The sequence below is a fragment of the Reyranella sp. GW821-FHT12G01 genome (assembly GCF_058806575.1).
The window spans coordinates 133,794-154,091 of record NZ_JBXAPV010000002.1 but is presented as its reverse complement, the minus strand read 5'-3'; the positions used below and the strand labels follow the sequence as shown (position 1 = coordinate 154,091).

The 20,298-nt window shown below is 66.8% G+C and carries 19 protein-coding genes; 11 read left to right on the top strand and 8 right to left on the bottom strand.

The genetic code is table 11. The annotated features are described in order from the left end of the window. Window position 1: 1 nt before the first annotated feature. Window positions 2-1,039, bottom strand: coding sequence for a cyclase family protein (locus tag AC1RP5_RS20250; protein WP_493113689.1), 1,038 nt, complete (start codon window positions 1,037-1,039; stop codon window positions 2-4). 136 nt (window positions 1,040-1,175) lie between these two features. Here AC1RP5_RS20250 and AC1RP5_RS20245 point away from each other — a divergent pair, with 136 nt between their 5' ends. Next, the gene (locus AC1RP5_RS20245) at window positions 1,176-2,405 is read left to right on the top strand and encodes an MFS transporter (RefSeq protein ID WP_493113687.1); all 1,230 of its coding nucleotides are present in this window, start codon (window positions 1,176-1,178) and stop codon (window positions 2,403-2,405) included. 3 nt (window positions 2,406-2,408) lie between these two features. On the opposite strand, the gene AC1RP5_RS20240 is transcribed toward AC1RP5_RS20245, so the two are convergent. Continuing rightward, entirely contained in the window at window positions 2,409-4,286 is a 1,878-nt protein-coding gene (locus AC1RP5_RS20240; protein WP_493113685.1) for an ATP-binding cassette domain-containing protein, read from the bottom strand. Window positions 4,287-4,412: 126 nt separating this feature from the next. Here AC1RP5_RS20240 and ndk point away from each other — a divergent pair, with 126 nt between their 5' ends. After that, window positions 4,413-4,835: a nucleoside-diphosphate kinase gene (gene ndk, locus AC1RP5_RS20235; RefSeq protein ID WP_493113683.1), complete on the top strand. Its 423-nt coding sequence runs from the start codon at window positions 4,413-4,415 to the stop codon at window positions 4,833-4,835. Window positions 4,836-4,908: 73 nt separating this feature from the next. On the opposite strand, the gene AC1RP5_RS20230 is transcribed toward ndk, so the two are convergent. The 3 genes from AC1RP5_RS20230 to purM are packed head-to-tail and all read right to left on the bottom strand — an operon-like array spanning window position 4,909 to window position 6,898. Next, window positions 4,909-5,112, bottom strand: coding sequence for an aa3-type cytochrome c oxidase subunit IV (locus tag AC1RP5_RS20230; RefSeq protein WP_493113682.1), 204 nt, complete (start codon window positions 5,110-5,112; stop codon window positions 4,909-4,911). Between the two features lie 41 nt (window positions 5,113-5,153). After that, complete coding sequence (gene purN, locus AC1RP5_RS20225; RefSeq protein WP_493113680.1) at window positions 5,154-5,804, bottom strand: phosphoribosylglycinamide formyltransferase; 651 nt, start codon at window positions 5,802-5,804, stop codon at window positions 5,154-5,156. Beyond that, window positions 5,792-6,898, bottom strand: coding sequence for a phosphoribosylformylglycinamidine cyclo-ligase (gene purM, locus AC1RP5_RS20220; RefSeq protein WP_493113678.1), 1,107 nt, complete (start codon window positions 6,896-6,898; stop codon window positions 5,792-5,794). The genes purN and purM overlap by 13 nt, the downstream gene beginning before the upstream one ends. Window positions 6,899-6,942: 44 nt before the next feature. On the opposite strand from purM, the gene AC1RP5_RS20215 reads away from it, so the two are divergent. Genes AC1RP5_RS20215 through AC1RP5_RS20195 form a run of 5 tightly spaced genes read left to right on the top strand, consistent with a single transcriptional unit; the run spans window position 6,943 to window position 11,096 of the window. Continuing rightward, window positions 6,943-8,031 (top strand): hypothetical protein, encoded by a 1,089-nt coding sequence (locus tag AC1RP5_RS20215; protein ID WP_493113676.1) that lies wholly within the window; start codon window positions 6,943-6,945, stop codon window positions 8,029-8,031. Window positions 8,032-8,054: 23 nt separating this feature from the next. Continuing rightward, entirely contained in the window at window positions 8,055-9,137 is a 1,083-nt protein-coding gene (locus AC1RP5_RS20210; RefSeq protein ID WP_493113674.1) for an AI-2E family transporter, read from the top strand. 8 nt (window positions 9,138-9,145) lie between these two features. Beyond that, on the top strand, window positions 9,146-9,829 hold the full coding sequence (locus AC1RP5_RS20205) for a P-loop NTPase family protein (RefSeq protein WP_493113673.1): 684 nt from the start codon (window positions 9,146-9,148) through the stop codon (window positions 9,827-9,829). A gap of 13 nt (window positions 9,830-9,842) precedes the next feature. After that, window positions 9,843-10,301 (top strand): DUF2147 domain-containing protein, encoded by a 459-nt coding sequence (locus AC1RP5_RS20200; RefSeq protein ID WP_493113671.1) that lies wholly within the window; start codon window positions 9,843-9,845, stop codon window positions 10,299-10,301. A 15-nt stretch (window positions 10,302-10,316) separates the two neighbouring features. Continuing rightward, window positions 10,317-11,096 carry an SDR family oxidoreductase gene (locus tag AC1RP5_RS20195; protein WP_493113669.1) on the top strand — a complete coding sequence of 260 codons (780 nt, stop codon included), beginning with the start codon at window positions 10,317-10,319 and terminating at the stop codon, window positions 11,094-11,096. 4 nt (window positions 11,097-11,100) lie between these two features. Here AC1RP5_RS20195 and AC1RP5_RS20190 read toward each other — a convergent pair whose 3' ends face one another. Next, window positions 11,101-11,634, bottom strand: coding sequence for a SixA phosphatase family protein (locus tag AC1RP5_RS20190; protein ID WP_493113668.1), 534 nt, complete (start codon window positions 11,632-11,634; stop codon window positions 11,101-11,103). 107 nt (window positions 11,635-11,741) lie between these two features. On the opposite strand from AC1RP5_RS20190, the gene AC1RP5_RS20185 reads away from it, so the two are divergent. Both AC1RP5_RS20185 and AC1RP5_RS20180 read left to right on the top strand, forming a co-directional pair. Continuing rightward, window positions 11,742-13,901 carry an RNA degradosome polyphosphate kinase gene (locus tag AC1RP5_RS20185; protein WP_493113667.1) on the top strand — a complete coding sequence of 720 codons (2,160 nt, stop codon included), beginning with the start codon at window positions 11,742-11,744 and terminating at the stop codon, window positions 13,899-13,901. A 73-nt stretch (window positions 13,902-13,974) separates the two neighbouring features. After that, window positions 13,975-15,480: a Ppx/GppA phosphatase family protein gene (locus tag AC1RP5_RS20180; protein WP_493113665.1), complete on the top strand. Its 1,506-nt coding sequence runs from the start codon at window positions 13,975-13,977 to the stop codon at window positions 15,478-15,480. Window positions 15,481-15,632: 152 nt separating this feature from the next. On the opposite strand, the gene rnd is transcribed toward AC1RP5_RS20180, so the two are convergent. Further along, entirely contained in the window at window positions 15,633-16,799 is a 1,167-nt protein-coding gene (gene rnd, locus AC1RP5_RS20175; RefSeq protein ID WP_493113663.1) for a ribonuclease D, read from the bottom strand. A gap of 125 nt (window positions 16,800-16,924) precedes the next feature. Between rnd and aspS the strand changes: the two genes are divergently transcribed. Both aspS and AC1RP5_RS20165 read left to right on the top strand, forming a co-directional pair. Further along, window positions 16,925-18,730: an aspartate--tRNA ligase gene (gene aspS / locus AC1RP5_RS20170; RefSeq protein WP_493113661.1), complete on the top strand. Its 1,806-nt coding sequence runs from the start codon at window positions 16,925-16,927 to the stop codon at window positions 18,728-18,730. 142 nt (window positions 18,731-18,872) lie between these two features. Next, the gene (locus tag AC1RP5_RS20165; protein ID WP_493113659.1) at window positions 18,873-19,355 is read left to right on the top strand and encodes a hypothetical protein; all 483 of its coding nucleotides are present in this window, start codon (window positions 18,873-18,875) and stop codon (window positions 19,353-19,355) included. Here the strand turns inward: AC1RP5_RS20165 and AC1RP5_RS20160 are convergent. After that, entirely contained in the window at window positions 19,315-20,292 is a 978-nt protein-coding gene (locus AC1RP5_RS20160; protein ID WP_493113658.1) for a 2-hydroxyacid dehydrogenase, read from the bottom strand. The genes AC1RP5_RS20165 and AC1RP5_RS20160 overlap by 41 nt on opposite strands. Window positions 20,293-20,298: the final 6 nt, after the last annotated feature.

The following is a 20,298-nucleotide window of genomic DNA, read 5'->3' as shown; positions in this document are numbered from 1 at the left end:
CCTAGACGGTCGCGACCGGCGTGGCCGGCGAACCGACCGCGCCCGGCAGGCGCAGCGGCGGCGCCGTCAGCAGGAAGCGCGAACGCTTCTTGTCGCGCAGCCACAGCGCCAGGTCCTTCAGCCACCAAATCTCGCCGAGATTGAGTCCCAGCTTGAACAGGCAGTGATTGTGGATCGGCAGCGAGGGATGCTCGGCATTCTCCGGGCCGGGCTTCGCGGGCACCGCCTCGACGCCGTAATTGTCGGCGATCAGTGCGGAGATCTGGCTGTCGGTGATCCACTGCAGCAGGCGCTTGTCGCGGCCGTCGAGGACGCAGCACATCGAATGCGCGCGCGCCGGATCGACGTTCTTGTTCATCGCCATGATCTCGTCGGTGAAGCCGGTATAGAGCAGCAGCATGTCGCCGGGCTCCACGACCACCTTGTCGGCGTCGAGCACGCGCTTGAAGTCGTCGTAGTTCACGTACTTGTGGTCGCGGCCGTAATGCTTCTCGAGATCGACCAGCACCGCGCGGCCCTGGATCGCCTTGGCCGCCATGTTCTCGACGCCGAGCTTGTGGGCATAGGAGAGATGACCGCAACCGTCGCGGCCGGCGTCGGGCTGCGGGCCGACCACATCGGTGCCGGGCTTGAAGCCATTGTAATAGAGCGGCTCGGGCACGCCGTCGCCGTCGGCATCGAACAGGCCGCCGACATGGGCCAGCGTGTCCCACTGCGTCGAATACTGCAGCGTCAGGATCACGCGGTCGTCGCTCGCCACGTCGACGAACAACGGATTGATGCTGTTGGTCAGGAAGTTGAAGCGCCAGCCGTTCTCGTCGCCGGTGGGCGAGAGGACCGGGGGCAGGCGGCGGGAGTTGAGTACGTTGCCGCCGGGAAAATCGAGCGGCAGGCTGAGGCAGAACGAGAGGCCTTCCTTCACCTCGGCGATGCCTTCCAGCACCTTCTTCGGGGTGATCAGGTTCAGGCGGCCGAGCTGATCGTCGTCGCCCCAGTCTCCCCAGGTCGATCCTTCAGGGCGATGCTTCCAGCGCTTCATGATGCGTTTCTCCCTCTTGCCGGCGGGGACACTACAAGGGCCGCCGCAGCCCGTCATCACGTGCGCATGGCTCCCCCGCGCAATTCCCCAAACGCATCGCACTGCGGATCGCCTATGATCGTGGGACGAGGTGCTCATGTCCGCTGCAACCACGACGCCGCTTCAACATGATTTCCGGGTGATCAGCCTGATCGGCATCGCCCATGGCGCCAGCCACTATTACCAACTCGCCTTCGCGACGATGCTGCTGATCGTCCGCCAGGAAGTGGGGCTGACCTACGCCGATGTCGGCCTGCTCGCCGGCACCTTCTATGGCGTCTCGGGGCTGGCGCAGACGGCGGCCGGCTTCGCCGTCGACAAATACGGTGCGCGGCCGATCCTCGCCGGCGGATTGTTCGTGGTCGGTCTTGGCCTCGCCTGCATATCGGTCGCTCACTCCTTCGCGGGTTTCATCTGCATCGCGGTGATCGCGGGCCTGGGCAACTCGGTCTTTCATCCCGCCGACTTCGCGCTGCTCAATTCCTCGGTGAACCCGAACCGTCTCGGGCGCGCCTTCAGCATTCACGGTCTGGGCGGATCATTGGGCTGGGCTGCCGCGCCGGTAATGTATTTCCTCGACAGCATGTTCGGCTGGGTGGGCGCCGCGCTGATCGGCGCGCTGCCCGGGTTGCTCCTGTCGGGCCTCGTGCTGATGCATCGCGAGGAGCTGGTCGATCATCGCGTGAAGGTGAGGGCGGCCGCCGCCCAGCATGGGTCAAAGCCTGCGCTGGCGCTGTTCATGCAGCCGGCTCTTCTGCTTTGCGTCGCTTATTTCGCGTTGATCGCTGCCAACACCGTCGGCATCCAGCAGTTTGCCGTGCCGGCCTGGAGCACCATGTTCGGCGTCACCGAGAACTATGCGGCCTTCTGCCTGATCGTGTTCATCGTCGGCTCGGCCAGCGGCATGCTGGTGGGCGGCTACTTTGCCGACCGCGTGCGCCGGCACGATCTCGTCGCGTCGTTCGGCCTGCTGGCCGCGGCCTGCCTCACGATACCGGTCGCCACGCAGACGGTGCCGCCGACGCTGTTGCCGATCCTGCTGGCGCTCGCCGGCGCTGCGGGCGGGGCGACCAATCCGTCGCGTGACATGATCGTGCGCAACGCCACGCCGCCGGGCGCCTCGGGCAAGGTCTTCGGCTTCGTCTACTCGGGCCTCGACATCGGCTCGTTCCTGGCGCCGCCGCTGTTCGGTTTCCTGATGAGCGTGGGCGTGCCGGCCGTGATCTTCTGGATCGCCGTCGGGCTCTACACGTTCAATGCCGGCATGGTCATGCTGATCCGGCACAACAGCGTGTCGAAGCCGGCCTATCCGGCGGTCGCCGAATAGGCGTCAGGCGGCAGCTTCCAGCGCTTCCTGGGCGTTGAGCCAGCGCTTCTCGGCGTTCTCGACCTCGCGCTCGAGGCGGGCCTTTTCCTTCTGCAGGTCGGTCACGACGCTGCCGGGGCCGGAATAGATCTTCGGATCGCCGAGCTTGGCGAGGACACCATTCAGCTGCTCGGTGAGGCGCGCCAGCATCTTCTCCGCGCTGTCGACGGCCTTCTTGAGTGGCGCCTTGTTGCTGCGGTTGTCGGCGTTGGCCTTGCGCTGATCCTTCTTGCTGGCGGCGTCGGCCGGCTTCTCGGCCTTGGCCGGACGCGTGCCGCGCTCCTTCAGGAGCTTGGCCTGGTACTCGTCGATGTCGCCGTCGAACGCCTTCACCGTGCCGCCCTGAACGACCCAGAGCGCGTCGGCGACCATCTTCACCAGATGCGTGTCGTGGCTCACCAGCACGACGGCGCCCTCGAAGTCGTTGATGGCGTCGACCAGCGAGGCGCGCGCATCCATGTCGAGATGGTTGGTCGGCTCGTCGAGCAACAGCATGTGCGGCGCGGTGCGGGTGGCGAGCGCCAACAGCAGGCGGGTCTTCTCGCCACCCGACATGACGCCGACCTTGAGGTTGGCGCGGTCGCGCGAGAAGCCGAAGCGCCCGAGCTGGGCACGGACCTTGGCCTCGCCGGCGCCGGGCCCGAGCGCGCGGGCCATGTGGTCGAACGGCGTCGCCTCGAAGTCGAGGCTCTCTTCCTGGTCCTGCGAGAAGTAGCCGACGCGCAGCTTCGGGGTCTTCTTGAGGTAACCCTCGCGCGGCTCCAGCCGCTGCGAGATCAGGCGGATGAAGGTCGACTTGCCGTTGCCGTTCTGGCCGAGCAGGGCGATGCGGTCTTCCATGTCGATGCGCAGGTCAAGGTTGCGCAGCACCAGCGGCCCGTCGGGATAGCCAACGGAAACCTGGTCGAGCGTCTCGATCGGAGAGGCGAGGATCTCGGGCGAGGGGAAGTTGAACGAGATGCGTTCGTCGATCGGCACCGACGCGACGGGGCCGAGCTTCTCGATCATCTTCATGCGCGACTGTGCCTGGCGCGCCTTGCTGGCCTTGGCCTTGAAGCGGTCGACGAAGGCCTGCATGTGCTTGCGCTGCGCTGCGACCTTGGCCTGCTGCGCGGCGTCGTTGGCCAGGCGCTCGGCGCGCGTGCGCTCGAAGAAGTCGTAGTTGCCGGTGTAGGCGACGAGCTTCTGCTGGTCGATGTGCACGATGTGGTCGCACACGTCGTTCAGCAGGTCGCGGTCGTGGCTGACCATCAGCACGGTGTTGCGGAAGCGCTTCAGATGCTCGGTCAGCCAGATCATGGCTTCGACGTCGAGATGGTTCGACGGTTCGTCGAGGATCAGCAGGTCGGGATCGCTGAACAGCGTGCCGGCCAGCGCCACGCGCATGCGCCAGCCGCCGGAGAACTCGCCGCACGGGCGGGACTGCTTCTCGTTGTCGAAGCCCAGGCCGTTCAGGATCGAGGCGGCGCGCGAAGGCGCAGAGGCCGCGCCAATTTCCTCGAGCCGGGCATGGATTTCGGCCAGGCGCACGCCGTCCTGGCAGGTCTCGTCCTCGGCCAAGAGCGCGCTGCGCTCGACGTCGGCCGCCAGCACCGCGTCGATGACGGCGATGTCACCGCCGGGCGGATCCTGCGGCACGGAGCCCACGCGGGTGCGGCCCATCAGATTGATTTCGCCGCTGTCGGCTTCGATCTGGCCCTGGATCAAGCGCAGAAGCGTGGATTTGCCGGCGCCGTTGCGGCCGACGAGGCCGACCTTCCAGCCGTCGGAAAAGGCCGCGGAAGCGCGGTCGAAGAGCACACGCTCGCCGTGGCGGAAGGAGATGTCGCTGATGTGGAGCATGGGCGGCGGGCATTTACCATGCGATTTGGCCGCAAACCAAGCTGATTGGCCGCGCTTGCCCGGCCTAAACGTCGCGTCTATAAGGCGCGCCCACACGCTGAAATCACGGACAGCACGAGGGAATTCATGGCCGTCGAACGTACTTTCTCGATCCTCAAGCCGGACGCGACCCGCCGGAACCTGACCGGCAAGATCAATGCGCGCTTCGAGGAGAAGGGCCTGCGGATCGTCGCCCAGAAGCGCATCCACATGAGCCGCCAGCAGGCCGAGCAGTTCTACGGCGTGCACAAGGCCCGTCCGTTCTTCGGCGAGCTGTGCACGTTCATGACCTCCGGTCCGGTCGTTGTGCAGGTCCTCGAAGGCGAGAACGCCATCGCCAAGAACCGCGAGATCATGGGCGCCACCAACCCGGCCAACGCCGACGCCGGCACGATCCGCAAGGATTTCGCCGAGTCGATCGAAGCCAACTCGGTGCACGGCTCGGACTCGGCCGAGAACGCCGCCATCGAGATCGCGTACTTCTTCGCGGGCTGCGAGATCGTCGGCTAACGCCGAAGCATCCCAGAGACGAAAAAAGCGGCCCTCGCGGGCCGCTTTTCTTTTGGGCGTCTGCCCCGGAGCGTCAGCTCAGGATGGCAAAGGCAATCAGGAGGGCGATCGAGCCGCCGATGCCCATGACGAGGGCCAGCAGCGACATGTGGCCGACGAGGCCGACCGCCATGGAGACCAGCAGCAGGACGATCCAGAGGATCGTGAAGGTCACCAGCTTGTTGAACGACGTGTAGGTCGCCAGGTGGGCCGGATAGTCGTCCTGCGCTTCAGCCATAACTCATCCCCGTTTGAAATCGTTGGCGATTTTATATCCGACTAGGGTTCAGGGGAAAAGAGCAGCATGGCGTCGCATGCTATGCCCCGGACCGCGACGCGATCGCCTTCGACGCTGACCCGGTCTTCGGCAAACCAGCGCACGACCAGCGGATAGAGCCGATGCTCCTGCCGCAGGATGCGAGCAGAGAGCGTTTCCTCGGTATCGTCTGCCAGTACCGGCACAGCTGCTTGGGCGATGATGGGACCGGAATCGAGATCGGGGGTCACCAGATGGGCGGTGCAGCCGCTCAGCCTGACGCCAGCCTCGAGCGCCTGCCGCTGCACGTGCATTCCCTTGAAGGCCGGCAGCAGGGAGGGGTGGATGTTGATCAGCCGATCGGCCCAGCGCGTCGGGAACCACGGGCTGAAGATGCGCATGAAGCCCGCCAGCACCACCAGTTCGACGCCGTGGCGTTCGAGCTCGGCCGAAACGGCGCGGTCGAAACTTTCACGATCGGGATGGGCGCGGTGGGAGACGGTGAAGGTCGGGATGCCGGCGGCCGCCGCGATGGCGAGCCCGGCCGCATCTTCCTTGTTGCTGACGACGCAGCCGATCTCGGCGGGATAGTCGGCGGCCCTGGCCGCGGCGATCAGCGCAGCCAGGTTGCTGCCGCGGCCGGAGATGAGAACTCCGACCCTCAGCTTCGCCATAGGCTTTCGGCGTGGTCGACGACGCAGTCGGCTTCGTCGGTCGGCGCCTTCTCGATGACGCCGATCTCGCTCACCGTCTCGCCGGTCTCCTTCAGCGCCGCGGCGACGCGCGCGGCATCTTCCTTCGCGACGACGACGATCATGCCGAGCCCGCAGTTGAAGGTGCGTAGCATATCGTCGGTCGGCACCTGGCCGACCTGCTGGAGCCATTTGAAGACGCTCGGCGCCGTCCAGGTGCGGGCATCCAGGCGCGCGCGCAGCCCGTCGGGCAGGCAGCGCGGCACGTTGCCGGGCAGGCCGCCGCCGGTGATGTGCGCCAGGCCCTTGATGGCGCCGGTGCCGCGGATCACCTGCAGGAGCTGCTTCACATAGATGCGCGTCGGCTCCAGCAGCGCCTCGCCCAGGGTCGCGTCGGCGAAGGGCGCGCGATCCGAATACTTTAGCCCGCTGCGCTCGACGATACGACGCACCAGCGAATAGCCATTGGAATGCGGACCGCTCGACGCGATGCCGAGGACCGCGTCGCCGACAGCGATGTCGGGGCGCGGCAGCAGGTCGTTGCGCTCAGCGGCGCCGACGGTGAAGCCCGCGAGATCGTAGTCGCCGTCGACATACATGCCGGGCATCTCGGCGGTCTCGCCGCCGACCAGCGCGCAACCGGCGCGGCGGCAACCCTCGGCGATGCCGGCGACGAGGCGGCGGCCGACATCGACGTCGAGGCGGCCGCTTGCATAGTAGTCGAGGAAGAACAGCGCCTCGGCGCCCTGGACCACGATGTCGTTGACGCACATCGCCACCAGGTCGATGCCCACCGTGTCGGGCACGGCGGCCTCGATCGCGACCTTGAGCTTGGTGCCGACGCCGTCGGTGCCGGAGACCAGGATGGGATCGGTGAAACCCGCCGCCTTGAGGTCGAACAGCCCGCCGAAGCCGCCCAGTCCGCCCATCACGCCGGGCCGGTTGGTGCTCTTGGCCAGCGGCTTGATGTGCTCGACGAGGTTGTCGCCCGCGTCGATGTCGACGCCGGCGTCCTTGTAGGTGAGGGGGGGCCGATTGTGGCCGGGGGCGTCGGGCTTCAAGCCAAGCTCATTCATGCTAATAGGGGTGCGCGAACATAGCCAAAAACCGGACCCCCGCAATGCCGATAGGCCGCGTCTTTTCCACGATTGCTGCCGCGCTCCTGGCGGTCCTCGCCGCCAATATCGCCCTGGCGCAGTCTCCCGCCCAATCTCCCGGTGGCACCGGCTACGACGTGACGGGCGTCGATGTCGACGTCACCGGCGCCGATGCCGTGCAGGCCCGCGCGCAGGGGATCCGCGAAGCGCGTCGCCGGGCGCTCGGTCTCCTCGTGAGCCGCATGGTCTCGGCCGAGGATCGCGCACGGTTGCCGCAGGTAGACGATGCGCAGCTCGAAAACATGGTGCGCGGCGTCGAATTCGTGCGCGAGCGCTCGGCGCCCGGGCGCTACATCGCCACGCTGAACGTCGTCTTCGCCCCCGACGCGGTGAAGTCGTATCTCGGCGGCGCGGGCGCCAAGGTGGTCGAAACCGTGTCCCGGCCCGCCCTCGTGATCCCGCTGTGGAAGGGTCCGGCGGGCGTCGAAGCCCTCAACGACAACAACGCCTGGCGCCAGGCCTGGCAACAGCTCGACAGCGCCGGCAGCGCCGTGCCGGTCACCGTGCTGCGCGGCGACCCGACCGACCAGGGCGCGCTCTCGGCGGAGCAGGCCTATGTCGGCGACGTCTCCGCGCTGGCGAGGTTGAATGAGCGCTACCGGGCGCCGACGATCATCGTGGCCACCGTCGAGGGCGACAAGAACAGCGGCGGCCTCACGGTCGGCGGCCTGCGCTACGACACCCAGACCGGCGCGCGCAGCGAGATCCCGCGCGTTCCCGTCGCCAGCGCCGCCGATCTGCCGGCGGCGGTGAAGGCGATCCATGGCAAGGCCGACCAGGACTGGCGCGGCATCGGCACGGTGCGCCGCGATTCGCAGGATGCGCTCGACGTCGTGGTGCCGATCCGCGCGCTCAGCGACTGGGTGCAGGTCCGCCAGCGGCTCGGGACCATCCCGGCCGTGAAGTCCGTGACGGTGAAGACCCTGGAATCCGACCGCGCCGAGCTGCGCCTGGACTATTTCGGATCGCCCGAAGAGTTGCAGCGCACGCTGGCTCAGGTCGGGCTCAACCTGTCCCAGGAGGCGGGGCAGTGGCAATTGCAGGCGCGCTAGGCGCACCTCAGGGAGTTTGATTGATGGGGCAGACCCTCACGACGGGGCGCTGGATCTTCTGGGTCGCGGCAGCCGCGACCTTCCTGGTGTTGATGTGGCTGCTGAACGACATCCTGCTGCCGTTCGTCGTCGGCATGGTCGTGGCCTATTTCCTCGACCCCGTCGTGGCGCGCCTGCAGCGGGCGCGCATGTCGCGCGCCATGGCGACCACGGTCGTCACGATCGTCGCGGTGCTCGTCAGCGTCGGTGTGATCATGGCGATCCTGCCGCCGCTGTTCGGGCAGGTCCAATCGCTGATCACCAATGCGCCTCAATACCTGATGAAGGCACTGAGCCGCATCCAGCCGCTGATCGAGCCGCTGCGCGACAGGCTCGGCCTCGACCCTCTCAGCATGCACGACCTGCAGTCCGAGGCGACGCAATGGGCGGGCAAGGGGCTCGCCTTCGCCGGCGGACTGGCGGGCGCTCTTGCACAGCGCGGCTTCGCGATCATCAATCTGCTGGGTCTGCTGTTCATCACGCCGGTCGTGACGTTCTATCTGCTGCGCGACTGGGAGAAGGTGCTGGCGGCGATCGACAGTGCCTTGCCGCTCGATCACGCCGACACGATCCGCAAGCTCACGCGTGAATCGAATGCGGCCATCGCCGGCTATGTGCGCGGCCAGGCACTGGTCTGCCTGGCGCTTGGCTCGTTCTACGGCATTGGCTTGACGCTGGTGGGATTGCAGTTCGGCCTGGTGATTGGCCTGATCGCGGGTGCGATCTCCTTCATTCCCTTCGTCGGCACGTTCGTGGGCGCGGTCATGGCGCTGGGCATGGCGCTGGCGCAGTTCCCGCCGGAATGGATGGGCGTGGTCAAGGTCGCGGCGGTGTTCCTGGTGGGGCAGATGCTGGAAGGCAATTTCCTGTCGCCCAAGCTGGTCGGCGACCGGGTCGGCCTGCATCCAGTCTGGATCATGTTCGCGCTGCTGGCCGGCGGCTCGCTGTTCGGGTTCACTGGGGTGCTGATCGCTGTTCCCGTTGCCGCCGTGCTCGGCGTGGTCGTGCGTCACTTCCTGGCGCGCTATCGCGAGAGCGCGTTGTATCGCGGCGGCACGCAGGCGTGAGCCGGCCGATGGCAAACCAGCTCGTCCTGGATCTCGCGCTGCCGCCGCCGACCTACCTGCGGGACGACTTCGTCGTGGCCGAGGGAAACCGCGAGGCGCTGGCCTGGATCGATCGCTGGCCCGACTGGCCCGCGCCGGCGCTGTCGCTGAACGGTCCGACGGGATGCGGCAAGACGCATCTCGGTCGCATCTGGGCGGTGCGCAGCGGCGCGGTCCTCATGAGCGGCGTCGACCTGGAGGGCAAGAGCGTTGCCGATCTCACCGACCTTGCGACGTCTTCACCGGCCATCGTGATTGAGGATGCGCAACGCGCGCCCGAGCGCGGTCTCTTCCATCTCTACAATTTGATGCGCGAGCGCGGCGGCTTTCTTCTGCTGATCTCGCCTGAGCCGCCGGCCCGCTGGTCGATCGCCTTGCCGGATCTCGCCTCGCGGCTGCGTGCGGCGCCGGCGGTTGCGGTCGCATCGCCCGACGACGAATTGCTGGGCTCGATCATCCTGAAGCAGCTTGCCGACAGGCAATTGCACGCGGGCGCGGGCGTCGTGCAGTATCTCGTCGCGCACATGGAGCGGTCGGCGGAAGCGGCCCGCCTGGTCGTCGCGGCGCTCGACCGGCGCGCACTGACGGAACGACGCGAAATTGACCGCCGGCTTGCGGCGGATGTGCTGGCGGATCTCGCTGGCGCATCGTGACAGGGAGAAAGCGATGAAGACGATTTTGACGGCGCTCGCGCTCAGCCTGGTGGCCTCGGCGGCCTCGGCCCAGCAGGGAACGGTGATGGGCACCTGGCTCTCGGAGTCGGGCCTTGCCCAGATCAAGATCGGCCCATGCTCGGATGCCGCCAGTGGTCCGATCTGCGGCTATGTCGCCAACCTGATCAATCCCAAGGGGCCCGACGGCAATCCCGTCGCACCCGATGCCGCCACCGACTATCGCAACGAGAACGCCTCGCTGCGCACGCGCAAGGTGATCGGCATGCCGTTGATCTGGGGTTTCAAGAAGACGGCCGACAACACGTTCGAGGACGGCAAGATCTACAACGGCGAGGACGGCAAGACTTATAGCGCCAACATCACGCTGCAGCCCGACGGGAAGCTGCGGTTGCGCGGCTACGTTGGCTCGACGATGTTCGGCAAGACCCAGGTTTGGACACGAGTGAATTAACGGGGGAAACGCGAAATGGATATGGGCATCAAGGGCCGCAAGGCCATCGTCTGCGCGGCGAGCAAGGGACTGGGGCGCGGCTGCGCCGAGGCATTGGCGGGCGAGGGCGTCGATCTCGTGATCAACGCGCGCACCCAGTCTGAGCTCGAGGCGACGGCGGAAGCCATCCGCAAGAAGTACGGCGTGAAGGTCACGGCGGTCGCCGTCGACGTCACCACCGAAGCGGGCCGCAAGCAGGTGCTGGCCGCCTGTCCCGAGCCCGACATCATCGTGAACAACGCGGGCGGCCCGCCGCCGGGCAACTTCCGCGACTGGAACCGCGAGGACTGGATCAAGGCGCTCGACGCCAACATGCTGACGCCGATCGAGTTCATCAAGGCGAGCGTCGACGGCATGATGAAGCGCGGCTTCGGGCGCATCGTGAACATCACCTCGAGCTCGGTGAAGGCGCCGATCGACATTCTGGGCCTCAGCAACGGCGCGCGCTCGGGCCTCACCGGCTTCGTGGCCGGCGTGGCGCGCACGACGATCCGCCATGGCGTCACGATCAACGGCCTGCTGCCGGGCCCGTTCGACACCGACCGCCTGCGCGGCACGACCAAGGCGCGCGCGGCGAAGGCCGGCCGCAGCTTCGAGGAAGAGTACGCAGCGGGCGCCAAGGCGCATCCGGCCGGCCGCTTCGGCACCGCCGAGGAGTTCGGCATGATGTGCGCGTTCCTGTGCAGCGTTCACGCGGGCTACATGACCGGCCAGAACATCCTGATGGATGGCGGCCAGTACCCCGGCACTTACTGAGCCGTCAGCGACCGTCGAAGTCGCGCGGCCGGACGAAGGCCAGAAGTTCGCAACTCCCCGGAGCAAGGCTGCTCCAGGGAGCCGGCGGCAGGCGAAGCGTCGCCAGTGCGCCGGTCGGATACTTTTCCCGCAGACGCTCGAGGGCGGGCGGGGGCCCATGCCCCGCGAGCGCGGCCGCGAGCTGGCCGATCCCGTCGTTGTGACCGATCAGCATCACGGTCTGTATGTCGTCTGGCACGGCCTGCAGGCGCTCCAGGAGAGCCTCCTCGGAAGCCAGATAGAGATCGCTCTCCAGCAGGATTTTCGGCGCGGGCTCGCCCAGCGCCTTCACCAGAGGCGCCATCGTCTGGCGCGTCCGCATAGCCGTGGAGCACAGGATCAGGCCCGGACGCAGGCTGTGGCTGGCAATGTGATCGGCCATCGTCTTGGCCGCGCGCTCGCCGCGCCGGTTCAGCGGCCGGTCGTGGTCGATCTGGTGCGGCGCATCCCAGGCCGATTTTGCATGTCTCAGGAGGAGAATGGTCTTTGCGCCGGTCATTCCAATAAACCTATTTGGAACAATGGTTTAGTTAATTGCCATGACAGGGTCATGTAGAGGCGTTACCGTCCTGTGAATAACTCAGGGAGAGTACCCGCAGGGGTCACATGGACGCGCTCAACTCTGCCGACCCGGCCTCGCTGGAAGTAACAGCCGACAGTCCCCGACGCTTCATCAATCGTGAACTGTCCTGGCTGGCGTTCAACACGCGGGTGCTCGAGGAAGCCACCAACAAGCGCCATCCGCTTCTGGAGCGGGTGAGGTTCCTGTCGATCTCGGCGGCCAATCTCGACGAATTCTACATGGTCCGTGTCGCGGGCCTGGTCGACATGCTCCAGACGAGGTCGACGCTGCTGAGCGACGACGGCATGACTCCGGGCGAGCAGCTCGCGGCTATTCGCGACCGCGCCTCGGCGCTGATGGGCCACCAACAGGACGTCTGGGCCGCGTTGCAGGACGATCTGCGCGAAGCCGGGATCGCGGTGCTCGATTCGGGCGAGCTCACCGACGCTGAGCGTAATTGGCTCGATACCTACTTCATCGACCAGGTGTTCCCGATCCTGACGCCGCTGGCGATCGATCCCGCGCATCCGTTTCCGTTCATTCCCAATGGCGGCTTCTCGGCCATCCTGAAGCTGCAGCGCCGCGACGATCGCCGGCCGCTGATGGCCCTGCTGCCGCTGCCGCCGCAGGTCGATCGCTTCATCCGCCTGCCGGGTGCCGAGATTCGCTTCCTGCCGCTCGAAGACCTGATCGACATCTACCTGCCGCGCCTGTTCCCGGGCTACGACGTGATCGAGCGCGCCTTCTTCCGCCTGATCCGCGACAGCGACGTCGAGATCAACGAGGAGGCCGAGGATCTCGTGCTGCTCTACGAGAGCGCACTGAAGCGTCGCCGCCGCGGCGATCTCATCTCGATCTCGGTCAACAGCGCGATGCCCGCCGAGCTGCGCGACTTCCTGTTCGACCAGCTCGAGATTCCCGAGCAGACCCAGACCGTTCACGTCTTCCATCTCGACCGCATGTTGAACATCGTCGACGTGAAGGCGGTGATCGTCGACGACCGCGCCGACCTCAAGTTCGAGCCCTACAATGCCCGCTTTCCCGAGCGCATCCGCGACTTCGGCGGCGACTGCTTCGCCGCGATCCGCGCCAAGGACATCGTCGTCCATCATCCCTACGAGAGCTTCGACGTCGTGGTGCAGTTCCTGCGCCAGGCGGCGCGCGATCCGGCCGTCGTGGCGATCAAGCAGACGCTCTATCGCACCAGTGCCGATTCGCCGATCGTGAAGGAGCTGATCGCGGCCGCGGAAGCGGGGAAGACCGTGTCGGCGCTGGTCGAGCTCAAGGCGCGCTTCGACGAGGAAGCCAACATCCGCTGGGCACGCGACCTGGAGCGCGCGGGCGTGCAGGTCGTCTACGGCTTCATCGATCTCAAGACGCACGCCAAGGTCTCGATGGTGGTGCGCCGCGAGGCGCAGTCGATCCGCACCTATGTGCATTTCGGCACCGGCAACTATCACCCGATCACCGCGCGCATCTACACCGACCTGTCGTTCTTCACCTGCGATCCGGCGATGTGCCGCGATGCCGCGCGCCTGTTCAACTACATGACCGGCTATGCGCGGCCCGAGCAAATGGAGAAGATCGCCTTCGCGCCGGTGACGCTGCGCCCGACGCTCTACAGCCTGATCGATGCCGAGATCGACAATGCCAAGGCTGGGAAGCCGGCGGCGATCTGGGCCAAGCTCAACTCCCTGGTCGACCCGGCGCTGATCGACCGGCTCTACACGGCGTCGCAGGCCGGCGTGCAGATCGACCTGGTCGTGCGCGGCATCTGCTGCCTGCGGCCCGGCGTGCCGGGGCTCAGCGAGCATATCCGCGTCAAGAGCATGATCGGCCGCTTCCTGGAGCATGCGCGCATCATCTGCTTCGGCAACGGCAAGGCGCTGCCGTCGCTCGACGCCAAGGTCTTCCTGTCCTCGGCCGACTGGATGCAGCGCAATCTCGATCGCCGTGTCGAGCTGCTGTGCCCGGTCGAGAACCAGACCGTACGCGAGCAGGTCCTCGACCAGATCATGGTCGCCAACCTGAAGGACGACGGCCAGAGCTGGCTGCTGTCACAAGACGGTAACTATCGGCGGCCTCCGACGGGCAAGGAACCTTTCATTGCCCATCATTATTTCATGACGAATCCGTCGCTCTCGGGCCGCGGCAGCGCACTGAAGCTGAGCGGCGCGGTGCCACGGTTGGTGTTGAGCTCCTGAAACCGCCAGCGGCGTCGGGTCGCGCCCATTCCGGCGCTGTAATCCCTCGCGGTTTCGGCTAGACGGATCGCGCATGGACGGCCATCCGACCGCAGGCGCCTCCGCCGCGCGTACCCCTCTCGAAAAGGGCCGCGTCGGCATCATCGACGTCGGCTCGAACTCGATCCGCCTGGTCGTCTACGAGCGCGCAAGCCGTGCGCCGTTGCCGGTCTTCAACGAGAAGGTGCTGTGCGGCCTCGCGCGCGGCCTCGACGCCACCGGGCGTCTCAATCCCGAAGGCGTCGAGATGGCGCTGTCCAACATCGATCGCTTCGTCACGCTCGCCCACAACATGAAGGTCACGTCGCTCGACCTGCTGGCGACCGCCGCCGTGCGCGACGCCGCCGACGGCGCGGACTTCATGCGCAAGCTGGCGAGCCGGCCCGGCATCGTCGCCCATACGGTGAGCGGCCAGGACGAAGCGCGCTTCTCCGGCTATGGCGTGATCTGCGGCATTCCCGATGCCGACGGCGTGATGGGCGATCTGGGCGGCGGCAGCCTCGAACTCGTGTCGCTGGCCCAAGGTCGCCTCGGCGCCTCCAGCACGCTTCCGGTGGGGCCGCTGCGCCTCATGTCCTCGGGCAAGGGCGATCCGCGCAAGATCGTCACCGATGCGATCGAGAGCGTTCCGTGGCTGCGCGAGGAGCAGGGCAAGACCTTCTATGCCGTGGGCGGTGCGTGGCGCTCATTCGCACGCTTGCACATGGAGCAGGCGGGCTATCCGCTGCACATCATCCATCAGTACGAGATCTCGGCCGAGGAAGCGCGCGCGGTGGCGCGGCTGATCGCCGTGCAGAGCGCCAAGTCGCTGGAGAAGATGCCGGGCGTGTCGCGCCGGCGTGTCGACACGCTGCCGCTCGCCTGCCTGGCGCTCGACAAGCTGCTGGTCGCGCTGAAGCCGAAGAGCGTGGTGTTCTCCGCCTTCGGCCTGCGCGAGGGTTTCTACTATTCGCGCCTCAGCGAGACGGAGCGGGCGACCCATCCGCTGATCGCCTTTGCCGAGGAGCAGGGCGAAGGCTGGCGACGCTTCGACTTGTCGCCGCAGGAAATCTTCGACTGGCTGACGCCGGCGTTTGCCGATGAAAGCGAGAGCGATCGCATCCTGCGGACCGCGGCCTGCCACCTGAGCGACATCTCGTGGGACGACCATCCCGACTATCGCGCCGACCAGGCCTATTTCCGCGTGCTGCACCTGCCGGCGCCCGGCATGGGGCACCGCGAACGGGCGATCCTCGCGATGGCGCTGACCTATCGCTACAAGAGCGACCTCAAGGCCGCGATGATCGACACGGCACTGCGCCTGACCGACAGCAAGGGGCGCAGCTTCGCCAAGCGTCTCGGGGCCTGCCTGCGGCTGGCCTACAATCTGAGCGGCGGTGCGCCCGGCCTGTTGCCCCAGCTGCAACTTCGCCGGACCGACCGGGAACTGCGCCTGCTGGTGCCGACGGCCCTCAAGCGCAGCCTCGGCGACGTCACCGCGCGTCGCCTCGAGGCGGCGGCGCAGGCTTTCGAACTCAGGCCAATGATCGTGTCGGCCTAGGCCGATACGATCATTGGCCAGCAAGCGTCAGGACATCGCGAAGCGATGTCCGGGAGCGCCGAAGGCAGAACGATCAGAAGAAGCTCTTGACCCCTCCGTCGGCGCAAGACGCCGACACCTCCCCATTCGAATGGGGAGGAGCTTGAATCTGCCTAATCCGCCTGCGAGTCGGGCGGGAGCTGGATGAGCTTGGGCTGATCGCCGGCCAGAGCCAGGGCAAGCCGGCCCTCGATCAGGTTGACGGCGTCAGCGCCGAACACTTCCTGCCGCCAGCCCTTCAGGGCCGCGATGTCGCGCTTGCCGGCGGCGAGGCGGTCGAGTTCGTCGGCGCTCGCGACCAGGCGGCCGGCCACGCCGGCCTGCTCGGCCTTCAGGCGCAGCAGGGTGCGCAGCAGGTCGACGATGGCGCCGGGGGCGCGAATCTGCTCGGGGGCCTTGTCGCGGACCGGCAGCTCCGATTCCGGCAGCGCCCGGGCCCGCTCGATGGCTTCCATCAGTTCACGGCCCTGCCAGCCCTCGGCGAAGCCGCGGCCGAGGCCGCGGGTGGCGGCCAGCTCCTCGATCGACTTCGGTGCGTGGCTGGCGATCTCCAGCAGCTGCTCGTCGCGCAGCAGGCGCTGGCGGGGAATGTCGATGCGCTGGGCCGTGCGTTCACGCCAAGCCGCGACCTCCTTGAGGATCGCCATGACCCTCGGGGAGGCGCCCCGCGGCTTCAGCCGGCGCCAGGCCTGCTCGGGGTCGGCCCGGTAGGTCGCGGGATCGTTCAGGACCGCCATTTCCTCGGCGATCCAGGAGAACCGGCCGGTCTTGTCGAGCTGCTTCTTCAGCTTCTCGTAGACGACCCGGAGGTGGGTGACGTCGGACAGGGCGTAGGTGATCTGCCGTTCGCTGAGCGGCCGGCGGCTCCAGTCGGTGAACCGGCTCGACTTGTCGATCTTGGCCTTGGCCAGCCGGGTGGCCAGCGATTCGTAGGAGGCGGCCTCGCCGTGGCCGCAGACCATGGCGGCGACCTGGGTATCGAACAGGGGGCCCGGCACCTTCTGGAGGCGCAGGTAGAAGATTTCGAGGTCCTGCCGGGCGGCATGAAAGACCTTGAGAACCTTGGGGTTGAGCATCAACTCGTCGAGCGGGGCGAGGTCGATGCCTTCGGCCAGCGTGTCGATCGCGGCCGCATCTTCGGGGCCGGCGACCTGGGCCAGGCAGAGCTTGGGCCAATAGGTCCGCTCACGCATGAACTCGGTGTCGACGGCAACAAACTCGGTATCGGCGAGGGGCTTGCAGAACGCCGCCAACTCGTCGGTCGTTGTGATGAGCTTCATTGGGGACGATCTATAGACCTCGCGGCGGCTTCGGCAAAGTTGCCGCGAACGGAAAGCGGCCATTCCCTTGACTTGGCTGTGCTTTCGGTGCCTTTTGCCGGGCCTCAAAACCCGGAAAATACGTAATGTCTTCAGTCTACCGAACCCATACGTGCGGCCAGCTGCGGCCAGAGCATGTCGGCCAGCAGGCCCGTCTTTCAGGCTGGGTGCAACGCAAGCGCGACCACGGCAATCTGCTGTTCATCGACCTGCGCGATCACTATGGCGTGACCCAGGTGGTGGTGGACGTCTCGAGCCCGGTCTTCAAGACCGCCGAGGCCGTGCGCAACGAGAGCGTCATCACGGTGACCGGCAAGGTGGTCGCCCGCGAGCCCTCGACCGTGAACGCCAAGCTGGCGACCGGCGCCGTCGAGCTGGATGCCGCCGAGTTGGTCGTGCAGTCGATGGCCGATCCGCTGCCGATCCCGGTCTACCAGGAGAACGACACGACGCCGGAGGAGCTGCGGCTCAAGTACCGCTTCCTCGACCTGCGCAAGGACAAGCTGCACAAGAACATCATGCTGCGCAGCCAGGTGATCGCCAGCCTGCGCCGCCGCATGATCGACCAGGGCTTCACCGAGTTCCAGACGCCGATCCTGACCGCCGACAGCCCCGAGGGCGCGCGCTCGTACCTGGTGCCGAGCCGCATCCATCCCGGCAAGTTCTACGCGCTGCCGCAGGCGCCGCAGATGTTCAAGCAGCTGCTGATGGTCTCGGGCTTCGACCGCTACTTCCAGATCGCGCCGTGCTTCCGCGACGAGGATGCCCGCGCCGACCGTTCGCCGGGCGAGTTCTACCAGCTCGACTTCGAGATGAGCTTCGTCACCCAGGAAGACGTGTTCGAGGCGATCGAGCCGGTGCTGGGTGGCGTGTTCCGGGAGTTCGCCGGGTTCAACCGCGAGGCGCCGCGCAAGGTCTCGGCCTTCCCGTTCCCGCGCATTCCGTTCGCCGAGGCGCTGCTGTCGTTCGGCACGGACAAGCCCGATCTGCGCAACCCGCTGCGCATCTTCGAGGTGGGCGAGGTCTTCGCCGGCTCGGAGTTCAAGGTGTTCGCGGGCATCGTCGCCAAGGGCGGCGTCGTCCGCGCCATCCGCGCGCCCAAGGCCGCCAGCCAGCCGCGCAGCTTCTTCGACAAGCTGAACAGCTGGGCGCAGGGCGAGGGCAAGCCGGGCCTGGGTTACATCACGCTGGAGGCCGGGGCCGGGAAGGGCCCGATCGCCAAGTTCGTGGCCGACGAGCGGCTCGCCAAGCTCAAGGAACTCACCGGCGCCGAGGACGGCGATTCGGTGTTCTTCGTGGCCGACACCGCCGACACGGCATGGAAGTTCGCCGGCCAGGCCCGCACCAAGATCGGCCAGGAGCTGGGCGTGATCGACGAGGACCAGTTCGCGCTGTGCTGGGTCGTCGACTTCCCGATGTTCGAGTACGACGACAAGCTGAAGAAGATCGACTTCAGCCATAACCCGTTCTCGATGCCCCAGGGCGGCCTCGAAGCGCTGGAGACGCAGGATCCGCTGACCATCAAGGCGTGGCAGTACGACATCGTCTGCAACGGTATCGAGCTGTGCTCGGGTGCGATCCGGAACCACAAGCCGGAGATCATGTACAAGGCCTTCGGCATCGCCGGGTATAGCAACGAAGAGGTCGAGGCGCGCTTCGGCGGCATGCTGAACGCCTTCAAGTTCGGCGCCCCGCCGCACGGCGGCGCGGCTCCCGGCGTCGACCGCATCGTCATGCTGCTGGCCGACGAGCCCAACATCCGCGAGATCATCACCTTCCCGATGAACCAGTCGGCGGTCGATCTGATGATGGATGCGCCGGCCGAGGTGCCTGCCGAAAAGCTGCGCGAGCTGCACATCGGGTTGCGTCTGCCGCCGCCCAAGAAGGACTAGGTCTGGTACGGGGAGTGCAAATTGACTGAACCGGAAAGGTTCAGTACGCTCAATGAGTTATAGTCTTTTTATAAAGAAGATTATGAGCTCATTTAAGCTCCCCGTTTTCCTCGTCCTGCCGCTCGTGGTGGGGCAGGCCCTGATGACAGGCGCTTGCGGTGTGCCCGTCGCCGTTTCGGCGGCGAGTTATGCGGCGGATGGCGGCTTGCTGGCGACGTCGGACAAGACCTCGACCGATCATGTCGTCTCCGTCGTGACCAAGCAGGATTGCGCGATCTGGCGGGCCTTCAAGGGCCGGCAGATGTGCGTCGAGCGGGCCGACGGCAAGGATCCCTACAACACCGATTACACCGAGCCGCAGCGTTCGGTATCGGAGAGTGGCGTCGAATATTCCGCGCCGCTGCGGCCGGCTGCGAATGCGCCTGCCGCGAGCTGGGATCCCGCAGTCTACAAGACCGCGCCGGCGACGCCTCCCGCAGCGGAGGCGCCGATGACGGCCAGCGTCGAGCCCGCGCCTCAGCCGGCGCCCGCCGTCGCGGCCGCGCCCGCCAAGCCGAAGAAGGCCAAGGCGAAGCAGCGTTCGGCTAAGAAGCCTTCACGAGGTCCGGCGGCGACTGCCCCCTGAGCAGGAAAGCCTCGAGATTGTCGAGCGCCTTGAAGCCCATCGCATTGCGGGTCTCGACCGTGGCCGAGCCCATGTGCGGCAGCAGGAACGCGTTCTCGAGGTCGTAGTAGCCCTGGTGCATCCGCGGCTCGCCGTCGAACACGTCGAGACCGGCCGAGGCCAGATGGCCGCTCTTCAGCGCCGCGATCAGTGCCTCATCGTCGACCACGCCGCCGCGCGCGGTGTTCACCACGATGGCGCCCTTGGGCAGCTTGGCGATGCGCTCGGCGTTCACCCATTTGCGCGTCGCGGGCGTCATCGGCGCATTGATCGACAGGAAGTCGCAGTGGGGCAGCATGTCGTCGGGATTGGCGTGGAAGATCGCACCTTTCTCGAGGTCGGGCGCCAGCCGGCTGCGGTTGGAATAGTGGATCTGCATGCGGAAGGCGCGGGCCCGGTCGGCCGTCGCCTGGCCGATGCGGCCCATGCCGAGGATACCAAGTCTCTTGCCGGTAACGTGCGTGCCCATGAGCTGCGTCGGCGTCCAGCCCACCCAGTTGTGGGTGCGCAGCATGGTCGCGCCCTCGTGCGCCCGGCGTGCGGCGCCAAGCAGGCAGAGCAGGGTGATGTCGGCGGTGGCGTCGGTCAGCACATCGGGCGTGTTGCTCACCACGATATTGCGCTTGGCGGCGGCGGCGACGTCGACATGCTCGTAGCCGACCGAGAAGGTGGCGATCATGCGGACCGAGGCAGGGAGGGCCGCGATCGTCTCGGCGTTCAGCGCGTCGCCCGCGGCGCACATGATGCCGTCGAAGCCGGCGGTCGCCTTGGCCAGGGCCGGGCCGTCGTAGAGGCGATCCTCGGGGTTGAGCTGCGCATCGAAGTTCGCCGCGAGACGGGCTTCGACGTCGGGCGGGAAGTGACGGGTGGCGAACACCCTGGCCTTACCTTTGGTCATTGACGA

Coding starts and splice junctions, on each gene's coding strand:
- ndk (WP_493113683.1), top strand. CDS start 4,413: ATGGCCGTCGAACGTACTTTCTCGATCCTCAAGCCGGACGCGACCCGC.
- AC1RP5_RS20210 (WP_493113674.1), top strand. CDS start 8,055: ATGGGGCAGACCCTCACGACGGGGCGCTGGATCTTCTGGGTCGCGGCA.
- AC1RP5_RS20205 (WP_493113673.1), top strand. CDS start 9,146: ATGGCAAACCAGCTCGTCCTGGATCTCGCGCTGCCGCCGCCGACCTAC.
- AC1RP5_RS20190 (WP_493113668.1), bottom strand. CDS start 11,634: ATGACCGGCGCAAAGACCATTCTCCTCCTGAGACATGCAAAATCGGCC.
- purN (WP_493113680.1), bottom strand. CDS start 5,804: ATGGCGAAGCTGAGGGTCGGAGTTCTCATCTCCGGCCGCGGCAGCAAC.
- rnd (WP_493113663.1), bottom strand. CDS start 16,799: ATGAAGCTCATCACAACGACCGACGAGTTGGCGGCGTTCTGCAAGCCC.
- purM (WP_493113678.1), bottom strand. CDS start 6,898: ATGAATGAGCTTGGCTTGAAGCCCGACGCCCCCGGCCACAATCGGCCC.
- AC1RP5_RS20165 (WP_493113659.1), top strand. CDS start 18,873: ATGACAGGCGCTTGCGGTGTGCCCGTCGCCGTTTCGGCGGCGAGTTAT.
- AC1RP5_RS20230 (WP_493113682.1), bottom strand. CDS start 5,112: ATGGCTGAAGCGCAGGACGACTATCCGGCCCACCTGGCGACCTACACG.
- AC1RP5_RS20160 (WP_493113658.1), bottom strand. CDS start 20,292: ATGACCAAAGGTAAGGCCAGGGTGTTCGCCACCCGTCACTTCCCGCCC.
- AC1RP5_RS20215 (WP_493113676.1), top strand. CDS start 6,943: ATGCCGATAGGCCGCGTCTTTTCCACGATTGCTGCCGCGCTCCTGGCG.
- AC1RP5_RS20250 (WP_493113689.1), bottom strand. CDS start 1,039: ATGAAGCGCTGGAAGCATCGCCCTGAAGGATCGACCTGGGGAGACTGG.
- AC1RP5_RS20240 (WP_493113685.1), bottom strand. CDS start 4,286: ATGCTCCACATCAGCGACATCTCCTTCCGCCACGGCGAGCGTGTGCTC.
- AC1RP5_RS20180 (WP_493113665.1), top strand. CDS start 13,975: ATGGACGGCCATCCGACCGCAGGCGCCTCCGCCGCGCGTACCCCTCTC.
- AC1RP5_RS20185 (WP_493113667.1), top strand. CDS start 11,742: ATGGACGCGCTCAACTCTGCCGACCCGGCCTCGCTGGAAGTAACAGCC.
- AC1RP5_RS20200 (WP_493113671.1), top strand. CDS start 9,843: ATGAAGACGATTTTGACGGCGCTCGCGCTCAGCCTGGTGGCCTCGGCG.
- AC1RP5_RS20195 (WP_493113669.1), top strand. CDS start 10,317: ATGGATATGGGCATCAAGGGCCGCAAGGCCATCGTCTGCGCGGCGAGC.
- AC1RP5_RS20245 (WP_493113687.1), top strand. CDS start 1,176: ATGTCCGCTGCAACCACGACGCCGCTTCAACATGATTTCCGGGTGATC.
- aspS (WP_493113661.1), top strand. CDS start 16,925: ATGTCTTCAGTCTACCGAACCCATACGTGCGGCCAGCTGCGGCCAGAG.